12 protein-coding genes and 1 tRNA gene are annotated in these 14,346 nt (G+C 70.2%); 6 read left to right on the top strand and 7 right to left on the bottom strand.

The genetic code is table 11. The features are described from left to right. The 3 genes from ACZ5VQ_RS11335 to ACZ5VQ_RS11345 all read right to left on the bottom strand — a co-directional run bounded on the left by ACZ5VQ_RS11335 (position 1) and on the right by ACZ5VQ_RS11345 (position 2,867). On the bottom strand, positions 1 to 1,020 hold the full coding sequence (locus tag ACZ5VQ_RS11335; protein WP_469104685.1) for a bifunctional MaoC family dehydratase N-terminal/OB-fold nucleic acid binding domain-containing protein: 1,020 nt from the start codon (positions 1,018 to 1,020) through the stop codon (positions 1 to 3). Beyond that, on the bottom strand, positions 1,017 to 2,315 hold the full coding sequence (locus tag ACZ5VQ_RS11340; protein WP_469104686.1) for an acyl-CoA dehydrogenase family protein: 1,299 nt from the start codon (positions 2,313 to 2,315) through the stop codon (positions 1,017 to 1,019). Before ACZ5VQ_RS11340 ends, ACZ5VQ_RS11335 begins: the two co-directional genes overlap by 4 nt. Before the next feature lie 240 nt (positions 2,316 to 2,555). After that, positions 2,556 to 2,867: a hypothetical protein gene (locus tag ACZ5VQ_RS11345; protein WP_469104687.1), complete on the bottom strand. Its 312-nt coding sequence runs from the start codon at positions 2,865 to 2,867 to the stop codon at positions 2,556 to 2,558. A 383-nt stretch (positions 2,868 to 3,250) separates the two neighbouring features. Between ACZ5VQ_RS11345 and ACZ5VQ_RS11350 the strand changes: the two genes are divergently transcribed. After that, complete coding sequence (locus tag ACZ5VQ_RS11350) at positions 3,251 to 4,120, top strand: bifunctional DNA primase/polymerase (protein WP_469104688.1); 870 nt, start codon at positions 3,251 to 3,253, stop codon at positions 4,118 to 4,120. 164 nt (positions 4,121 to 4,284) lie between these two features. Here the strand turns inward: ACZ5VQ_RS11350 and ACZ5VQ_RS11355 are convergent. Further along, positions 4,285 to 4,371, bottom strand: a tRNA-Ser gene (locus ACZ5VQ_RS11355). Positions 4,372 to 4,412: 41 nt separating this feature from the next. Beyond that, on the bottom strand, positions 4,413 to 5,906 hold the full coding sequence (locus ACZ5VQ_RS11360; RefSeq protein WP_469104689.1) for a S1C family serine protease: 1,494 nt from the start codon (positions 5,904 to 5,906) through the stop codon (positions 4,413 to 4,415). A 279-nt stretch (positions 5,907 to 6,185) separates the two neighbouring features. Here ACZ5VQ_RS11360 and ACZ5VQ_RS11365 point away from each other — a divergent pair, with 279 nt between their 5' ends. From ACZ5VQ_RS11365 to ACZ5VQ_RS11375, 3 genes are all read left to right on the top strand, one after another. Continuing rightward, on the top strand, positions 6,186 to 6,998 hold the full coding sequence (locus ACZ5VQ_RS11365; protein ID WP_362071219.1) for a glycerophosphodiester phosphodiesterase: 813 nt from the start codon (positions 6,186 to 6,188) through the stop codon (positions 6,996 to 6,998). Positions 6,999 to 7,206: 208 nt separating this feature from the next. Further along, positions 7,207 to 7,749 carry an ATP-binding protein gene (locus ACZ5VQ_RS11370; RefSeq protein ID WP_469104690.1) on the top strand — a complete coding sequence of 181 codons (543 nt, stop codon included), beginning with the start codon at positions 7,207 to 7,209 and terminating at the stop codon, positions 7,747 to 7,749. 362 nt (positions 7,750 to 8,111) lie between these two features. Further along, on the top strand, positions 8,112 to 9,077 hold the full coding sequence (locus tag ACZ5VQ_RS11375) for a DUF5926 family protein (RefSeq protein ID WP_189841593.1): 966 nt from the start codon (positions 8,112 to 8,114) through the stop codon (positions 9,075 to 9,077). A 243-nt stretch (positions 9,078 to 9,320) separates the two neighbouring features. Here the strand turns inward: ACZ5VQ_RS11375 and ACZ5VQ_RS11380 are convergent, their stop codons facing one another. Together ACZ5VQ_RS11380 and ACZ5VQ_RS11385 are read right to left on the bottom strand one after the other, a co-directional pair. Then, positions 9,321 to 9,878, bottom strand: coding sequence for a hypothetical protein (locus ACZ5VQ_RS11380; protein ID WP_469104691.1), 558 nt, complete (start codon positions 9,876 to 9,878; stop codon positions 9,321 to 9,323). Positions 9,879 to 10,014: 136 nt separating this feature from the next. After that, complete coding sequence (locus ACZ5VQ_RS11385; RefSeq protein WP_469104692.1) at positions 10,015 to 10,680, bottom strand: bifunctional DNA primase/polymerase; 666 nt, start codon at positions 10,678 to 10,680, stop codon at positions 10,015 to 10,017. A gap of 471 nt (positions 10,681 to 11,151) precedes the next feature. On the opposite strand from ACZ5VQ_RS11385, the gene ACZ5VQ_RS11390 reads away from it, so the two are divergent. Both ACZ5VQ_RS11390 and ACZ5VQ_RS11395 read left to right on the top strand, forming a co-directional pair. After that, positions 11,152 to 12,663: a PP2C family protein-serine/threonine phosphatase gene (locus tag ACZ5VQ_RS11390; RefSeq protein ID WP_469105006.1), complete on the top strand. Its 1,512-nt coding sequence runs from the start codon at positions 11,152 to 11,154 to the stop codon at positions 12,661 to 12,663. 110 nt (positions 12,664 to 12,773) lie between these two features. Continuing rightward, a complete protein-coding gene (locus ACZ5VQ_RS11395) occupies positions 12,774 to 14,261 on the top strand; it encodes an aminopeptidase P family protein (RefSeq protein ID WP_469104693.1) in 1,488 nt (495 codons plus the stop codon). Positions 14,262 to 14,346 lie beyond the last annotated feature (85 nt).

A 14,346-nucleotide genomic window follows, 5' to 3' on the forward strand; every position in this document is an offset into this window, starting at 1 on the left:
TCAGCCCCCGCTCCTCTCGACGGCCCGGAAGACCGGCAGCTCCAACTCCTCGTCCACCTGCTCGAACTCCAGCCGAACCGGCATCCCGATCCGCACCCGGTCGTGCGGCACTCCCACCACGTTGCTGATCATCCGCACGCCCTCCGCGAGTTCGATCAGCCCCACCGCATACGGCGGGTCGAAGGCCGGGAAGGGCGGGTGGTGCATCACCACGTACGAGTAGACGGTCCCCTCGCCGCCCGCCTCGACCGTGTCCCAGTCCGGGCAACCGCACGCGTTGCACCCCGGCAGCCAGGGGAAACGCAGCGTCCTGCAGCCGTCGCAGCGCTGTATGAGCAGCCGGTGCCGGGACACGCCCTCCCAGAAGCCGGCGTTGTCGCGATTGACGACGGGGCGGGGCCGCTTGGGCGGTGAGACCTCGGCAGCCACCGCTGTCTTCGGAACCGCGGCCGCCCCCTCCGCCCCTGGAGCACTCCTTCTCCGGACCGCCGGCGCGTACTTCAGGATCCGGAACCGATGTGTCCCCACCGGCCGGCCCCCCACCCGTACGTCCATCCGCGTCGTGACGAAGTACCCCGTGCCCAGCTTGGTCGTCTTGCGCTCGGAGACCGACTCGATCACCGCGTCGAAGGTGATCGCGTCCCCGGGCCGCAGCGGCCGCAGATACTCCTGCGCGCAGTCGGTGGCGACCACCGAGGTGTACCCGGCGTCGTCGAGCAGCCCGAGCAACTCGTCGTACGCCTCGGAACGCCCCGCGTGCCCGGAGAGGCCCCCCATCGTCCACGCCTGGAGCATGGTGGGCGGCGCTGTGGCGTCCGCCCCCGCGTACGCCGGATTCGTGTCTCCCATCGCCTCGCACCAGTGCCGGATCATCGGTTCGTTGACCAGGTCCTTGCCCACACCGCCGACCGCGGCCGCTTGGCCTTCGTACGCCTTCGCCCGCGCGAACACGTCCTCGTGCTCGCCGCCCTCGCCCGAGGCCGCCGCCCCCTCTCCGCCCGGGACCTCCCGCTCGCTCATCGCCGCCCCCTGGTCATCCCGAGCCGCATGGTCGCCACGATCTCTCGCTGCACCTCGCTCACCCCGCCCCCGAACGTGTTGATCTGAGCCGCCCTGTTCATCCGCTCCAGCTCGCCGTCCCCGAACACACCCGGCGATCCGGAACGGACCAGCGCGTCCGATCCGACGATTTCCTGACACATTCGGTACACCGCGACCGCCGATTCGGTTCCCACGACTTTCACGCCGCTCGCATCGCCGGGCGCCAGCCGGCCGGCCCCCACATCCCCCACCAAACGCCAGTTGAGCAGGCGTGTTGCCGCCAGCCGGGCATGCACTTCGGCCAGTCTCGACCGCACCCACGGCTCGTCAACCCTGCGCCGCCCAGTCACCGGATCGGGGGTACTGGCGGCGGCCAGTGCGGCCGCGTAGAAGTCCTCGGCCTGCATGCCGATCGCCGCGAGCGCGACCCGCTCGTGGTTGAGCTGGTTGGTGATGAGCCCCCAGCCGCCGTTCTCCTCACCGACGAGGTTGGCCGCCGGGACCCGGATGCCGTCGTAGTACGTGGCTGTCGTGGTCAGCCCGCCCACCGTCGCGATCGGCGTCCACGAGAACCCGGGGGCTTCGGTGGGCACGAGCAGGATCGAGATCCCCTTGTGCTTCGGCGCGTCGGGGTCCGTTCGGCAGGCGAGCCAGATCCAGTCGGCCTGCTGGGCGTTGGAGGTGAACACCTTCTGCCCGTCGACAAGCCACTCACCGCCGCCATTGCCCGTACTTGCCGCACTCCCGGTACCTCCAGAACTCCCGGCGCCCCCAGGGCCTTTCTCGCTGTCGTCGCGTCCGTCGCCGCCCACCCGCACGGCCCGGGTCCGCAGCGACGCCAGGTCCGTCCCCGCGGACGGCTCGCTGTACCCGATCGCGAACACGAGTTCCCCGCGCAGGATCCGCGGCAGGAAGTAGTCCTTCTGTTCCTCGGTTCCGTACTTCATGAGCGTCGGCCCGACCGTGTTGAGCGTGACCATGGACACCGGGGCGCCCGCCCGGTAGGCCTCGTCGAAGAAGACGAACTGCTCGTCGGCGCCGCGCTCCTGACCCCCGTACGCGACGGGCCAGCCGAGCCCCAGCCACCCGTCGGCGCCGATCCGGCGCAACAGCGCCCGCTGCCGTTCCGAGGCACCCTGCCCACCCGAGGCCGCGTCCGCATCCGCGTCCGAGGCCGATTCCGCGGGCGGCGGTCCGTCCGGCATCAGGTCCCGGAAGTACGTGCGGAGTTCGGCGCGCAGTCGTCGCTGGCGCTCGGTGGGGGCGAGATGCACGACGACGGCCCTCCCGGACCTCGTACGAACAAGGGTTTCTGACTGTCCGTCAGATACGTGTGACTGTCAAGGTCACGGACCTCGACCGCCAGGGTCACGATCGCCCGCCAGGCACATATGCGAAAACGTCTGCGCGGCGGCACCCAAGTGCCGCCGCGCAGACGTGTTACCACCCCACAAAGCACCCCACTGAGGAGGCGTTCGACCGCCGGGGGTCTCCAGTCCCCGACAGCCGCCCGCTCACCAGAGCTCGGTGAAGTTGACGGCGGTGTTCTCGTTCGACTGGTCGATGGCCGTGAACGCGGAACCGTTCACCTGAGCCGTGTTGCTCTGGTTCGAGGCACCGGAGCCGACGGCCTGCTGCTGCGTCGTGGACGACGTCCCGTAGTTGTCGCCACCGACACCGCTGCCGACGACGTTCGCCACGGCCGCGTTCGATCCGCTGTCCGCGAAAGCGCCGTTGTCGGCCGTCGCGACGCCTGAGAAGAGGGCGACGGCGAGCGGCAGGGCTGCCGCGGCGGCGAGAAGGCGGGCGGTACGGATGCTTGCCATGTCTATTCCTCCAGAAGCGGAAGTTCGCACCGGCCAGGACCGGTTGAGTACGGCTTGTTCCGGGGCAGTTGGCCGACCGCCTCGGTGTCTGTCACGACGTCGCGAGACCAGAGTTGCCCACCGAATCCCCGGCGAACCACCCCGGAAGGCACTATTCGCTCGCAAGCGTGAGGACATGTCGATAAACCCCCTCCACGCGACCAAAACCGCAGATCAGGGCGGTGTGGGCGACTCAATCCCATACGCCGCAAGGGACGAAGCGTTCCGGCAGATTTTCAGCCAACCCCGTGGGGCCGGTTTCCACCCCTCCCGGCCCGGCTTTCCTTCACCCCACCCCCGGGGCACCTCTTCCTTTTTTCGAACACTCGTACGAACATGGAGTCATGGCCACCATCGACCGGCAGGCCACGACGCTGGCCCTCGCGCACGCCCTGTCAGCCGCCGAACGCGGACTGGCCGTCATCCCGCTGTCCCGAACCAAACTTCCGGCACTGCGCTCCCCGCACCGCGACGACCCCACGGCCCCGCTCTGCCACGGCGAGTGCGGCCGCTTCGGGCACGGTGTGTACGACGCCTCGATCGACCCCATACGCATCCGAGAGCTCTTCGCCGCCGCCCCCTGGGCCACCGGCTACGGCATCGCCTGCGGGCTGGACCCCCATCACCTGATCGGCATCGACCTCGACACCAAATCGGGTACGGACTCCTCCGCGGCGCTCCGGGAACTGGCCCTGCGCCACCTGTTCACGATCCCCGAGACGGTCGTCGTGCTGACCCCCAGCGGCGGCCGCCACGTCTGGCTGAGCGGTCCGCCCGATGTCGTCGTCCCCAACTCGGCGGGCCGCCTGGCCCCCGGAATCGACATCCGCGGCGCGGGGGGCTACCTCGTGGGCCCCGGCTCACGCACCGAACACGGCGCCTACAGCACGGCCCCGGGCACCGCCCACCTGGCACCCGCCGCCTGCCCGCCATCCCTTCTGCAGCTCCTCCTGCCCCCACCGCGCAACGGCCGCCACGCCGCCCCCGCCTCGGCGGGTCAACACGGCCAGGGCCTCGTCCAGTTCGTCCTCGCCGCCCACGAGGGCCAGCGCAACACGCGCCTCTTCTGGGCCGCCTGCCGCGCCTACGAGAACGGCCTCGGCCCGGACCTCACCGAGGCCCTGGTCGACGCCGCCGTCCGCACCGGCCTCACCGAACGCGAGGCCCGCTCGACCATCACATCGGCATCCCGCATGACGAGGCACCACTCTTAGCCCCGCCGCAACCGAAAACGGCCCCCCTAGGAGCCCAGAAAACCGAGGAGAGCCGAAAAACAACCACTCACGCGCGCGTGCACCCCAAAAACACCTACGCACCGCCAACAACAGCAGGGGCGTCCGGAACCTCTCGGCTCCGGACGCCCCTGCTCCTCGCACTGCGGTGGGTGTGGGATTTGAACCCACGGTCACATCGCTGCGACGACGGTTTTCAAGACCGTTCCCTTAGGCCGCTCGGGCAACCCACCCCGCACCGCTGAGAGATCGGCGCGGGGACAAGACTAACGGGTCAGCTGTCGCCCTCGCGCTGGCCCAGGGTGACTTCGGCCGTCTGCTGCTTGCCGTCGCGGGTGTAGGTGAGTTTGACGGTGTCGCCGGGCTGGTGGGTCCAGATCTCGCCGATGAGGGTGGGGCCGCTGTCGATCACCCGGTCGTCGAGCTTGGTGATGACGTCACCGGGCTTGAGGCCGGCCTTGGCGGCGGGACCGTTCGGCGTGACGGCGTCCGAGCCGCTGGCGCCCTGCTCGGTGATCTTCGCGCCCGTGCCCTCCTCCAGGGAGACCGAGGCGCCGATCACCGGGTAGACGGGCTTGCCGGTCTTGATCAGCTGCTGGGCGACGGTCTTCGCCTGGTTGATCGGGATCGCGAAGCCCAGGCCGATGGAACCGGACTGGCTCGTGCCGCCCAGACCGCCGCTGGAGGACTGGATGGCGGAGTTGATGCCGATGACCGAGCCGTTCGCGTCCAGCAGCGGGCCGCCGGAGTTGCCCGGGTTGATCGAGGCGTCGGTCTGCAGGGCGCTCATGTACGAGGCCTTGCTCTGCGCGCTGCCGTCGCTGGAGGCCACCGGGCGGTTCTTGGCGCTGATGATGCCCGTGGTCACCGTGTTCGACAGGCCGAAGGGCGCGCCGATCGCGATCGTCGAGTCGCCGACGGCGACCTTGTCGGAGTTGCCGAGAGGCAACGGCTTGAGGTCGCTCGGTGCGTTCTTGAGCTTGATGACCGCGACGTCGTAGCCCTGGGCGTGGCCGACCACCTCGGCGTCGTACTTCTTGCCGTTCGAGAAGGTCGCCGAGAGCTTGCCGCTGTCGACCGCCTCCGCCACCACGTGGTTGTTGGTGAGGATGTGGCCCTGGGTGTCGAAGACGAAACCGGTGCCCGTGCCGCCCTCGCCGTTGCTCCCCTCGGCCTCGATGGTGACCGTGCTCGGCAGCGCCGTGGCGGCCACGTTCGCGACCGTGCCCGGGTCACGCTTGAGGTCGCCGCCGCTCTGGGAGGCGGCGACCGTCGTGGAGTCCGTGGAGTTGTCGTTCCGGTCGGCAGCCCAGAAGCCGATGCCACCGCCCACGCCGCCCGCGACCAGCGCGGCCACCAGAACGGCGGCCACCAGACCGCCGCGCCCGCCGGACTTGGGCTTGGGCGCGGGCTGTTGGTACGAGGCGCCCCAGACATCCCCCGAGCCGCCCTCGCCCCCGCTCGCGTACGAGGGTGTGGCCGGCGGCGGAGGCGGCCAGGCACCCGCTTCCGGTGCCGGGCCCGCGGCCTCGGGCGCCCCTGAGGGAACCGGGGGCAACGTGGCCGTCGGCGTGTCTCCTTGGGAAGCGCCCGTCTCCTGGGGGTAGGCCGGACCCTGGGACGGAGCCGTGCCCTGATGGGGGTCCACAGGGTTCGTTCCCCGCGACACCCCCTGCTCCGGCGGCACGGAAGCAGCAGGAGTGTCCACCGGCACAGGAGGTGCAGACGGGGCCGGGGGTACCGCAGTGCCCTCGTTCTCGGTGCTCACAGCTCTTCCTCTCGATCCACGGCTGTTCATTCCGGTCGCGCCCGGTCACGATCACTCACGTGTGTTCATGACTCCACCCGCGTGTGTTCAGGAACCGGCGCGATTCAGCTGTGCATGTGCTTTTGTATGCCGTCAGCTTTTCCCATGGGCCGTCAGGGCACCATAAGCGGTGCCTGTGACTCCGGGATCTTCATTTATATCGGACAGGTCTGACAAAACCGTCGCATGCACCACGCCACCGCTCTGACGCCTACCCACTCGCGATGGCACCATGACGCGGTGACCCACGCACGACAGCACCTGAACCAGGTCGTCGCCCACCGCGGGGCCTCCGAAGAGGCCCCGGAGCACACCCTGGCCGCGTACGAGAAGGCGATCGAGGACGGGGCGGACGCCCTGGAGTGCGATGTACGGCTGACCGCGGACGGACATCTCGTCTGCGTCCACGACCGCCGCGTCAACCGCACCTCCAACGGCCGCGGCGCGGTCTCGGCCCTGGAACTCGCCGACCTCGCCACCCTCGACTTCGGCTCCTGGAAGAACCGCGACGAGGCGCCCGACTGGGAACAGCAGCGACCCCCGTCCTGGGAGCAGCAGTCCGTCCTCACCCTGGAGCGGCTGCTCGAACTCGTCGCCGACGCCGGCCGCCCCGTACAGCTCGCCATCGAGACGAAGCACCCCACGCGCTGGGCGGGCCAGGTCGAGGAGCGCCTGCTTGTACTGCTGAAGCGTTTCGGCCTGGACGCCCCACCCTCGGCCGACGAGTCGCCCGTACGCGTCATGAGTTTCTCGGCGCGCTCGCTGCAGCGCGTCCGCGCCGCGTCCCCGACCCTGCCGACGGTCTATCTCATGCAGTTCGTCTCACCCCGGCTGCGCGACGGACGGCTGCCTGCGGGGGTGCGGATCGCGGGTCCCTCGATGCGCATCGTCCGCAATCACCCGGCGTACATCGAGCGTTTGAAGCGTGCTGGACATCACGTTCACGTGTGGACGGTGAACGAGCCCGAGGATGTCGATCTCTGTGTCGAGCTGGGCGTCGACGCCATCATCACCAACCGCCCGCGCGCGGTGCTCCACCAGCTGGGCCGCTGACCTGGGGCCCTGCGGGGTCCCCCTGCGTGGCTACCCCCACGCCTCGGCCACACCGTCGAATTCAGGCCACGCGATTACAGGGAGTGCTCCGGCGCGTTCGGTCCGTATTCGATCGTTACGAGTGCGTCACTGCACGTGCATTGGCCGGTTTCCGGTCCAGTCCAGAGGGGCATTCACACCGTGGCGTGGGGCAAAGGAGGTCTCGGGGGTGGCGTTGGTGGTGGCACAGGAGGTGCCCACGTCGTCGAGCATGGCCGTACCCCATGGCCCTGCGGGCGTGGGGGAAGCAAGACACCGGATGCGGGCTCAGCTGCGCACCGGCGGTGTGGCGGAAGCGGTCATCGACGATGCCGTACTGATCCTTTCCGAACTATTGAGCAACGCCTGCCGGCACGGCAGGCCGTTGGGTGACGCACTGGCGGGGGACGGCGACGTCCGGGCCGCGTGGCGCGTCGAACCGACCGGCAGGCTCACCGTCGAGGTGACGGACGGCGGCGGTCCGACCCGTCCGGTTCCGGCCACGCCCTCGGTCACCGCGCGCGGCGGTCGCGGGCTGAACATCATCACGGCGCTGGCCGACGACTGGGGCGTTCGCGACGACGCCCGCGGTGAGGTCACGGTGTGGGTGGTCGTGCACAAGGACGCTCACGCCGGACATCGCCGCGACGACTTCGCCGCGCGTGTCACCGCCCCGTCGGTGTCCGCGATACCCGACCTCGACTTCGGCAACGCTTTCGACGGCCTGGACTGAGCCGGACCGAGTTGGACTGAGAACGACCTGGGCGGATCGCGGTCCAAGCCGGGGACGACCTGGACCGAGAACGGTCCGAGCCGAGGATCCGCCGACTCCCCGAACAACTCGAATCCAATCCGTCGGCTCCCCGAACAACTCGAATCCAGGACGACGCGAACCCCGGACGACCCGAACCCAGGACGACCTGGCCCGAAGCGACCCGAAGCAGACGGAAGCAGACGGAAGAACTGGTTCAAGGACGAACCGAATCACCGCTTCCGGGACGACTCGGCACGTTGTCCACAGGGTCCCGTGGCTCCCCGTACGAGCGGCTAGGCTCGCGCCCGTACGAGTCGAGCCGTAACCGGGAGACATCCACGATGGCCAAGAAGCGACCCCAGACGAAGGCCAAGCAGCCTCAGCTGACGGATGGAGAGATCCCGGTCGTCGGGGCGCGGGAGCCCTGCCCATGCAACAGCGGCCGCCGATACAAGGCCTGTCACGGACGGGCCGCCGCGCACGCCGTGACCGAGCTGGTGCACCGCCCCTTCGAAGCACTCGCGGGCGAGGCCGACTGGATCGCGCTGCGCGAGCTGGTGCCCGCGGCCACCGTCGAGCTGCATCTGAAGGAGGCGCTCCCGGAGGGCGTCCCCTCGGTCACGCTGGCGACGGTGCTGCCGATGGCGTGGCCCGCGCTGCGCCGCGAAGACGGCTCTGTTCTGATCGGCCTGCAGAACGACACCGCGTCCGGTGACATCAGCCGCGACCTGGCCGACACCCTGCAGCGCGCGCTCACCGCGGAGCCCGGTACTCCGGTCCAGGGCCGTCGTGCCCCGGCCGACGGACCGCGGCTGCAGGACCTCCTCGACCCCGAAGGCGCGTTCGAGCCAGTTGTGCATCCGGGCTTCGAATTCTGGGTTCCGGACGCGCAGAACGCGACCACGGAGGTGACCGCCTCCCTGGAGCGGGCCAACGCCGCCGCCATCCCGACCGTGAAGCTCGCGGGTGTCGACGCCGCGTACTGGTGCGAGACACCCGACAAGAACCACTTGCGCTGGGTCATGCCGCACCCGGAGGAGCAGCTTCTGGACGCACTCGCCCGGCTGCACGCCGCGGGCCGGTCGAGCCTCGGCGACGGCACCCGTCTCGTGGGCTCCTTCCGTGCCCACGGCCTCACGGTGCCGGTCTGGGACCTGCCGACCGGCGTCACGGCGGAGGATGTCGAGAAGCCGGCCGCCGAGTTCGCCGAGCGGCTCGCCGGCGCGCTGGCCTCGGACGCACCGCTGACCGCGGACGAGCGCCGGGCGCGCGGCGGTCTCACCAACCGGCAGGTCACGCTCAGCTGAGACACAGCCGACGCCCAGGTGGGACTGGCCGACCGGTCAGTCGGCCGACAGGGCCGTCGACCGGGTGACTCCTGTCACAACTCCCCGTTGCGGCAGGGAAGTCGGTGTCCGAATAGCCGAGATCGAATTTGCGAACCGCCGATCTCTTGTTACCGTTCCATTAGCCCGGTTGCTGGTGCATCCCCCGTCGCCAGCAACCGGGTCTTCTCATTTCCGGATTCGGGCTCCCTGTCGACGGAAGCCTCAACGCGCAGTCTGCGCAGGCGAGTTGCTCCCCGAGCGCAGCAACAGCGGCCCCTCGGCCCCCTTCGCGAACTCCACGACCGCCGTGTACGCACCAGCGTCCCCCGCCGTGCGCTCCCGCGGTGTCTCGCACACCCCCGGCTCGTCGTCCGCGCCCACGGCGCAGTGCATCCGTACCGTTCGGTCGGCGGGCCCCATGAGGGTCAGTACGGACGTGAGATCGTCACCGGTCGCGTTGCGGTAGTACGTACGCGCCCAGGTGTCCTCCCCCTGGGTCAGCACACAGGTCTGTGCCTCGATGCCGTCGGGGGAGGCGAGTTCGGGACCGCAGCGGGCGGCCGTGGCGAGGCCCAGCCCGAGCGTCAGGGGGCTCTCAGAGGGCGCGGAACGGGGTTCGGGCGCCTGTGGCGCTCCGGCGCGACCGGCGGCGGCAGCAGGCGCGTCGTCGGAAACACCGGCGCCCGAGGCGCGTGAGCCGTCGTCGGAGGTCCATGAGGTCGCGGAATCCACGTCACCCACAGGTCCCGCGGAGGCCACGGCCAGTGGCAGCGCGGCCATGAGCGCTACCACGCCCGCCAGCGCGATCGGGCGGACTCTTCGAGGGCCAGGGGCTCGTCGTCCCCGGGAGTGACGCAGCATGAAAGGAACATAACGAGCGAGGGCGGGCGCGCGGCTCGCCGCGCGCCCGGTATCCCTACAACTCGGGGGCGCTCACACCCGTACGGGTGAGGGCCTCCACCACCGCGTCCACGACCGCCTCGACATCGGGCACCCAGGGGGCGGCCGAGCCGGGCAGCGGAGCCCGCTCCCAGCGGAGCCGGCCCTGGCCGGTCTCGGACGGGGGCAGCGCCACATAGCCACCCTCTCCGTGGAAGCGCAGCGAGCCCGGGACGTGGTCCTGGGCGTAGAGCAACTCGCCGAGCTGCTCCAGGGAGTACGGCTTCACGAGCAGTGCCCAGCGCGTCGGAGTCGCGATCACGGGGCCGAGGCGCATCCCCATGTGGTCGAGCGCGAGGAGCGCGCGGGACGCGGCGAGCGCCGGCAGGCTCACCGCGCAGGGGGCCTTGTCCCCGGTGGCCAGGATGATCGGCGCCGTAGGCCGGTTCGTCCACCACCAGCGCACCATCCGCTCATCGGTGGTGGCCGCAAGAAGGCCGGGGTCGAAGGGATGGGCACCGGGCACTGTGCATTCCGGGTCGGGGCACGCGCATCGGGCCCGCCCCTGCGGGTCCGCCGCCACTCCCGGGAGTACGGGCCACTGCCATGCGGTCGCGAAGGTCAGGGCCGCGCCGAGCATCTCAGGCTGTCCGCCGTTTCGCTTGGACAGGAGCCTGCGTCGCCTTCCGAGGATCTCGCGCATGAGCGCTCGTTCCTTTCCGTTGCACGCCTGGCAACACCGAGGACCACATCACACCATGTGTCGATCACTTCACTGTGCGTACCTACTGGCGCATCACACCCCGTCAGAGACAAGGGGAACCCCTATGGGCCGAGCGTTTGGCTGCGTCCGCGTCCATACTGCGTCTGGCAAAAGCACGGGCATGGCGTGGGGTGGCGGCGCCTGGCGTTTGCCGTCGCGCGTATTTCTCGCCGCCTCCGCCACGGGAGGATGGGGCACGGTCGTCGGTGGTTAAGACGCCCGGGTCCGTCGCCAGGTTCCGGGACGATCCCAACCACCCCTGGCCTTCACCGAGTACGTACCCATCACGACCGCTGTGACGCTCCGTCGAACAAGGCCAGTCGACCTCAATACGCCGAGACTCGAGTCAGTTTTAAGCCAACTTTGCATTTCCGCAACGGTCCCATGGACACCAGGAATCCCGGCAGGACAATGCTGGACATCCCCTCACGAGTGCGTGTACATGTGGAGACACTGCTAGCGGCGCAGAATGACATGGGGGTTTGCGATGCTATTGAGCAATACGCACCGGTCGGAAAGCCGGACGCCATGAACGCCCCTCACCTCCCGAAAGTGGCCGGAATCGATTCAACGGTTCCATCGCCCACACACACTGTCGCGCCCGCGCCTGCCGCCCCGGGTACCTCTTCGAGCACTTCTCCACACGCCCCCGGGGCCGTTCTCCAGGACAGACTCGCAGGTTGGGTCTCTGATCTCACCACTCTGCACGAACTGACCGAGCGCCTGGCGCGCACCGCCGCGCTGCCGCACGCGCTGCAGGAGCTGTTGCGCGCCGGAGCCGCCCTCGTGGGCGCCCGGCGCGGTCTCGTGGTCCTGGAACCGGGCGACGGACTCGGCCCGGACACCACCATCGGCCTGGGTCTGGCCCGCGCCGATCTCGGCCACATCGAGACCGTCCCGCGCAGCGCCATGTCGTACGGCAAGATCCTCGACGGTCTCCCCGGAGGAGAGGGCGAGATCGCCCAGCCGGACCTGCTCTCCGAGGACGGCCTCGACCCCCGCCACCGCGAGGTCGCCGCCCGCCTCGGCTACGCCGCGAGCTACGCGCTCCCGCTGTCCACGGAGGCGGCGGGCCGCCTGGGCGCCGCCGTGTGGCTGTACGACGAGCCCGCCGAGCCCGTCGAGCGCCAGCGGCACCTGGTGGGCCTGTACGCGCGCTACGCGGCCGAGCACCTGGCCCGGCTGGTGGAACTGGACCGCACGCGCGCGTGCATGGCGACCATCTCCGAGGAACTGCTCCCCTCGCGGCTGCCCCGGGTCTCCGGCGTCCAGCTCGCCGCCCGGCACCGCACGGGGCCGCGCGGCGGCGGCGACTGGTACGACGCGCTGCCGCTGCCCGACGCCGCGCTCGGCCTCGCGGTCGGGTCCGTCACCGGTTCGGGACCCAGCGCGGTCGCCGCGATGGGCCGGCTGCGGGCCTCCCTGAGGGCGTACGCGGTGATGGAGGGCGAGGACCCGGTCGCCGTCCTGTCCGACCTCGAACTGCTGCTGCGGCTGACCGAGCCCGCCCGTTCCGCCACCGCCCTGTTCGCGTACTGCGAGCCCGCGCTGCGCAAGATCACGCTCGCCGGTGCCGGGCACAGCCCGCCGCTGGTGATCGGCGAGCGGCGCACGGAGTACGTGGAGACGTCCCTGTCGGCACCCCTGGGGATGCTCGCCTGCTGGGAGGCGCCGAGTGTGGAGTTCCAGGCCGAGGCCGGAGAGACGGTTCTGCTCTACACGGACGGGCTGCTGCACCGCACCGGCGACCCCATGGACCGTGCCTTCTCGCGGCTGCACGCGGCGGCCGCGTCCGTGCCCAGGGCGCTGCGCACCGACCCCGGCGCGGTCGCCGATCACGTCCTGCGGAGTGTGCTGCCGGACGGACTCGACGTGGCCGACAGCGACGAGGACGTGGTGCTCCTGGCGGCATGCTTCGAGTGAGCGTCCGATCCCTTCGGGCGAGCCCCGCGTGACAGGTCTTCCGGCCCTGGGCGTCCTTCCGTACGACCGTACGATGGAGGGCGTCCAAAGTCGTATCGAGGAGGCAGACCGTGTCGGAGGCGCTCAACCCGGAGACCCCGGAAGCTGTGCTTGACGATGACGCCGACCAGGCGGACGAAGAGAAGCCGCTCAAGCAGCGCAAGAACGGCCTGTACCCGGGCGTGTCCGACGAGCTGGCCGAGAGCATGAAGTCCGGCTGGGCCGACACCGAGTTGCACGGCCTGGAGCCGATCCCGCAGGCCGCGTACACCGCCGCCCGTCGTGCCGCGCTCTCCGCACGCTTCCCGGGCGAGCGCCTGGTGATCCCGGCGGGCAACCTGAAGACCCGCTCGAACGACACGGAGTACCCCTTCCGTGCCTCGGTCGAGTACGCGTACCTGACCGGCAACCTGACCGAGGACGGCGTCCTCGTGCTGGAGCCGGCCACGAACGGCCACAAGGCCACGATCTACCTGCTGCCGCGCTCCGACCGCGAGAACGGCGAGTTCTGGCTCTCCGGCCAGGGCGAGCTGTGGGTCGGCCGCCGCCACTCCCTCACCGAGGCCGAACAGCTGTACGGCATCCCGGCCTCCGACGTCCGTGAGCTCACCGACGCACTGCGCGAGGCGACAGGCCCGGTGCGGGTCGTGCGCGGCTACGACGCCGGCGTCGAGGCGGCGCTCACCGACAAGGTGACCGCCGAGCGCGACGAGGAACTGCGCGTCTTCCTCTCCGAGGCCCGGCTGGTCAAGGACGAGTTCGAGGCCGGTGAACTGCAGAAGGCCGTCGACTCGACGGTCCGCGGTTTCGAGGACGTGGTGAAGGTCCTCGACAAGGCGGAGGCCACGTCCGAGCGCTACATCGAGGGCACGTTCTTCCTGCGCGCGCGGGTCGAGGGCAACGACGTCGGGTACGGCTCCATCTGCGCCGCCGGGTCGCACGCGTGCACGCTGCACTGGGTGCGCAACGACGGCCCCGTGCGCTCCGGTGACCTGCTGCTGCTCGACGCGGGCGTGGAGACCCACACGCTCTACACCGCCGACGTCACGCGCACGCTGCCGATCAACGGCACGTACAGCGAGATCCAGAAGAAGATCTACGACGCCGTGTATGAGGCCCAGGAGGCCGGTATCGCGGCCGTGCAGCCGGGCGGCAAGTACCGCGACTTCCACGACGCCTCGCAGCGCGTGCTGGCCCGGAAGCTGGTCGAGTGGGGGCTCGTCGAGGGCCCCGTGGAGCGCGTTCTGGAGCTGGGGCTGCAGCGGCGCTGGACGCTGCACGGCACCGGTCACATGCTCGGCATGGACGTCCACGACTGCGCCGCCGCGCGGACGGAGACGTACGTGGACGGCACGCTGGAGCCGGGCATGTGCCTGACCGTCGAGCCGGGGCTGTACTTCCAGGCGGACGACCTGACCGTGCCCGAGGAGTACCGGGGCATCGGCGTCCGCATCGAGGACGACATCCTCGTCACGGAGGACGGCAACCGGAACCTGTCCGCCGGGCTGCCTCGCCGGTCGGACGAGGTCGAGGCGTGGATGGCGTCTCTCAAGGGCTGACATTGCTCATGGGCTGACATGACATGGATGGCCGGGTACCAGTGTGGTGCCCGGCCATATGTCTGCGCGCGGTCGGTGGCTGGTC

It is taken from the genome of Streptomyces sp. NPDC033178 (assembly GCF_055577685.1).

What these genes read in the sequence shown, in the direction of transcription:
- ACZ5VQ_RS11335 (WP_469104685.1), bottom strand. Translation starts at nt 1,020, where the DNA reads ATGAGCGAGCGGGAGGTCCCGGGCGGAGAGGGGGCGGCGGCCTCGGGC.
- ACZ5VQ_RS11345 (WP_469104687.1), bottom strand. Translation starts at nt 2,867, where the DNA reads ATGGCAAGCATCCGTACCGCCCGCCTTCTCGCCGCCGCGGCAGCCCTG.
- ACZ5VQ_RS11350 (WP_469104688.1), top strand. Translation starts at nt 3,251, where the DNA reads ATGGCCACCATCGACCGGCAGGCCACGACGCTGGCCCTCGCGCACGCC.
- ACZ5VQ_RS11375 (WP_189841593.1), top strand. Translation starts at nt 8,112, where the DNA reads ATGGCCAAGAAGCGACCCCAGACGAAGGCCAAGCAGCCTCAGCTGACG.
- ACZ5VQ_RS11380 (WP_469104691.1), bottom strand. Translation starts at nt 9,878, where the DNA reads ATGGCCGCGCTGCCACTGGCCGTGGCCTCCGCGGGACCTGTGGGTGAC.
- ACZ5VQ_RS11385 (WP_469104692.1), bottom strand. Translation starts at nt 10,680, where the DNA reads ATGCGCGAGATCCTCGGAAGGCGACGCAGGCTCCTGTCCAAGCGAAAC.
- ACZ5VQ_RS11390 (WP_469105006.1), top strand. Translation starts at nt 11,152, where the DNA reads ATGCTGGACATCCCCTCACGAGTGCGTGTACATGTGGAGACACTGCTA.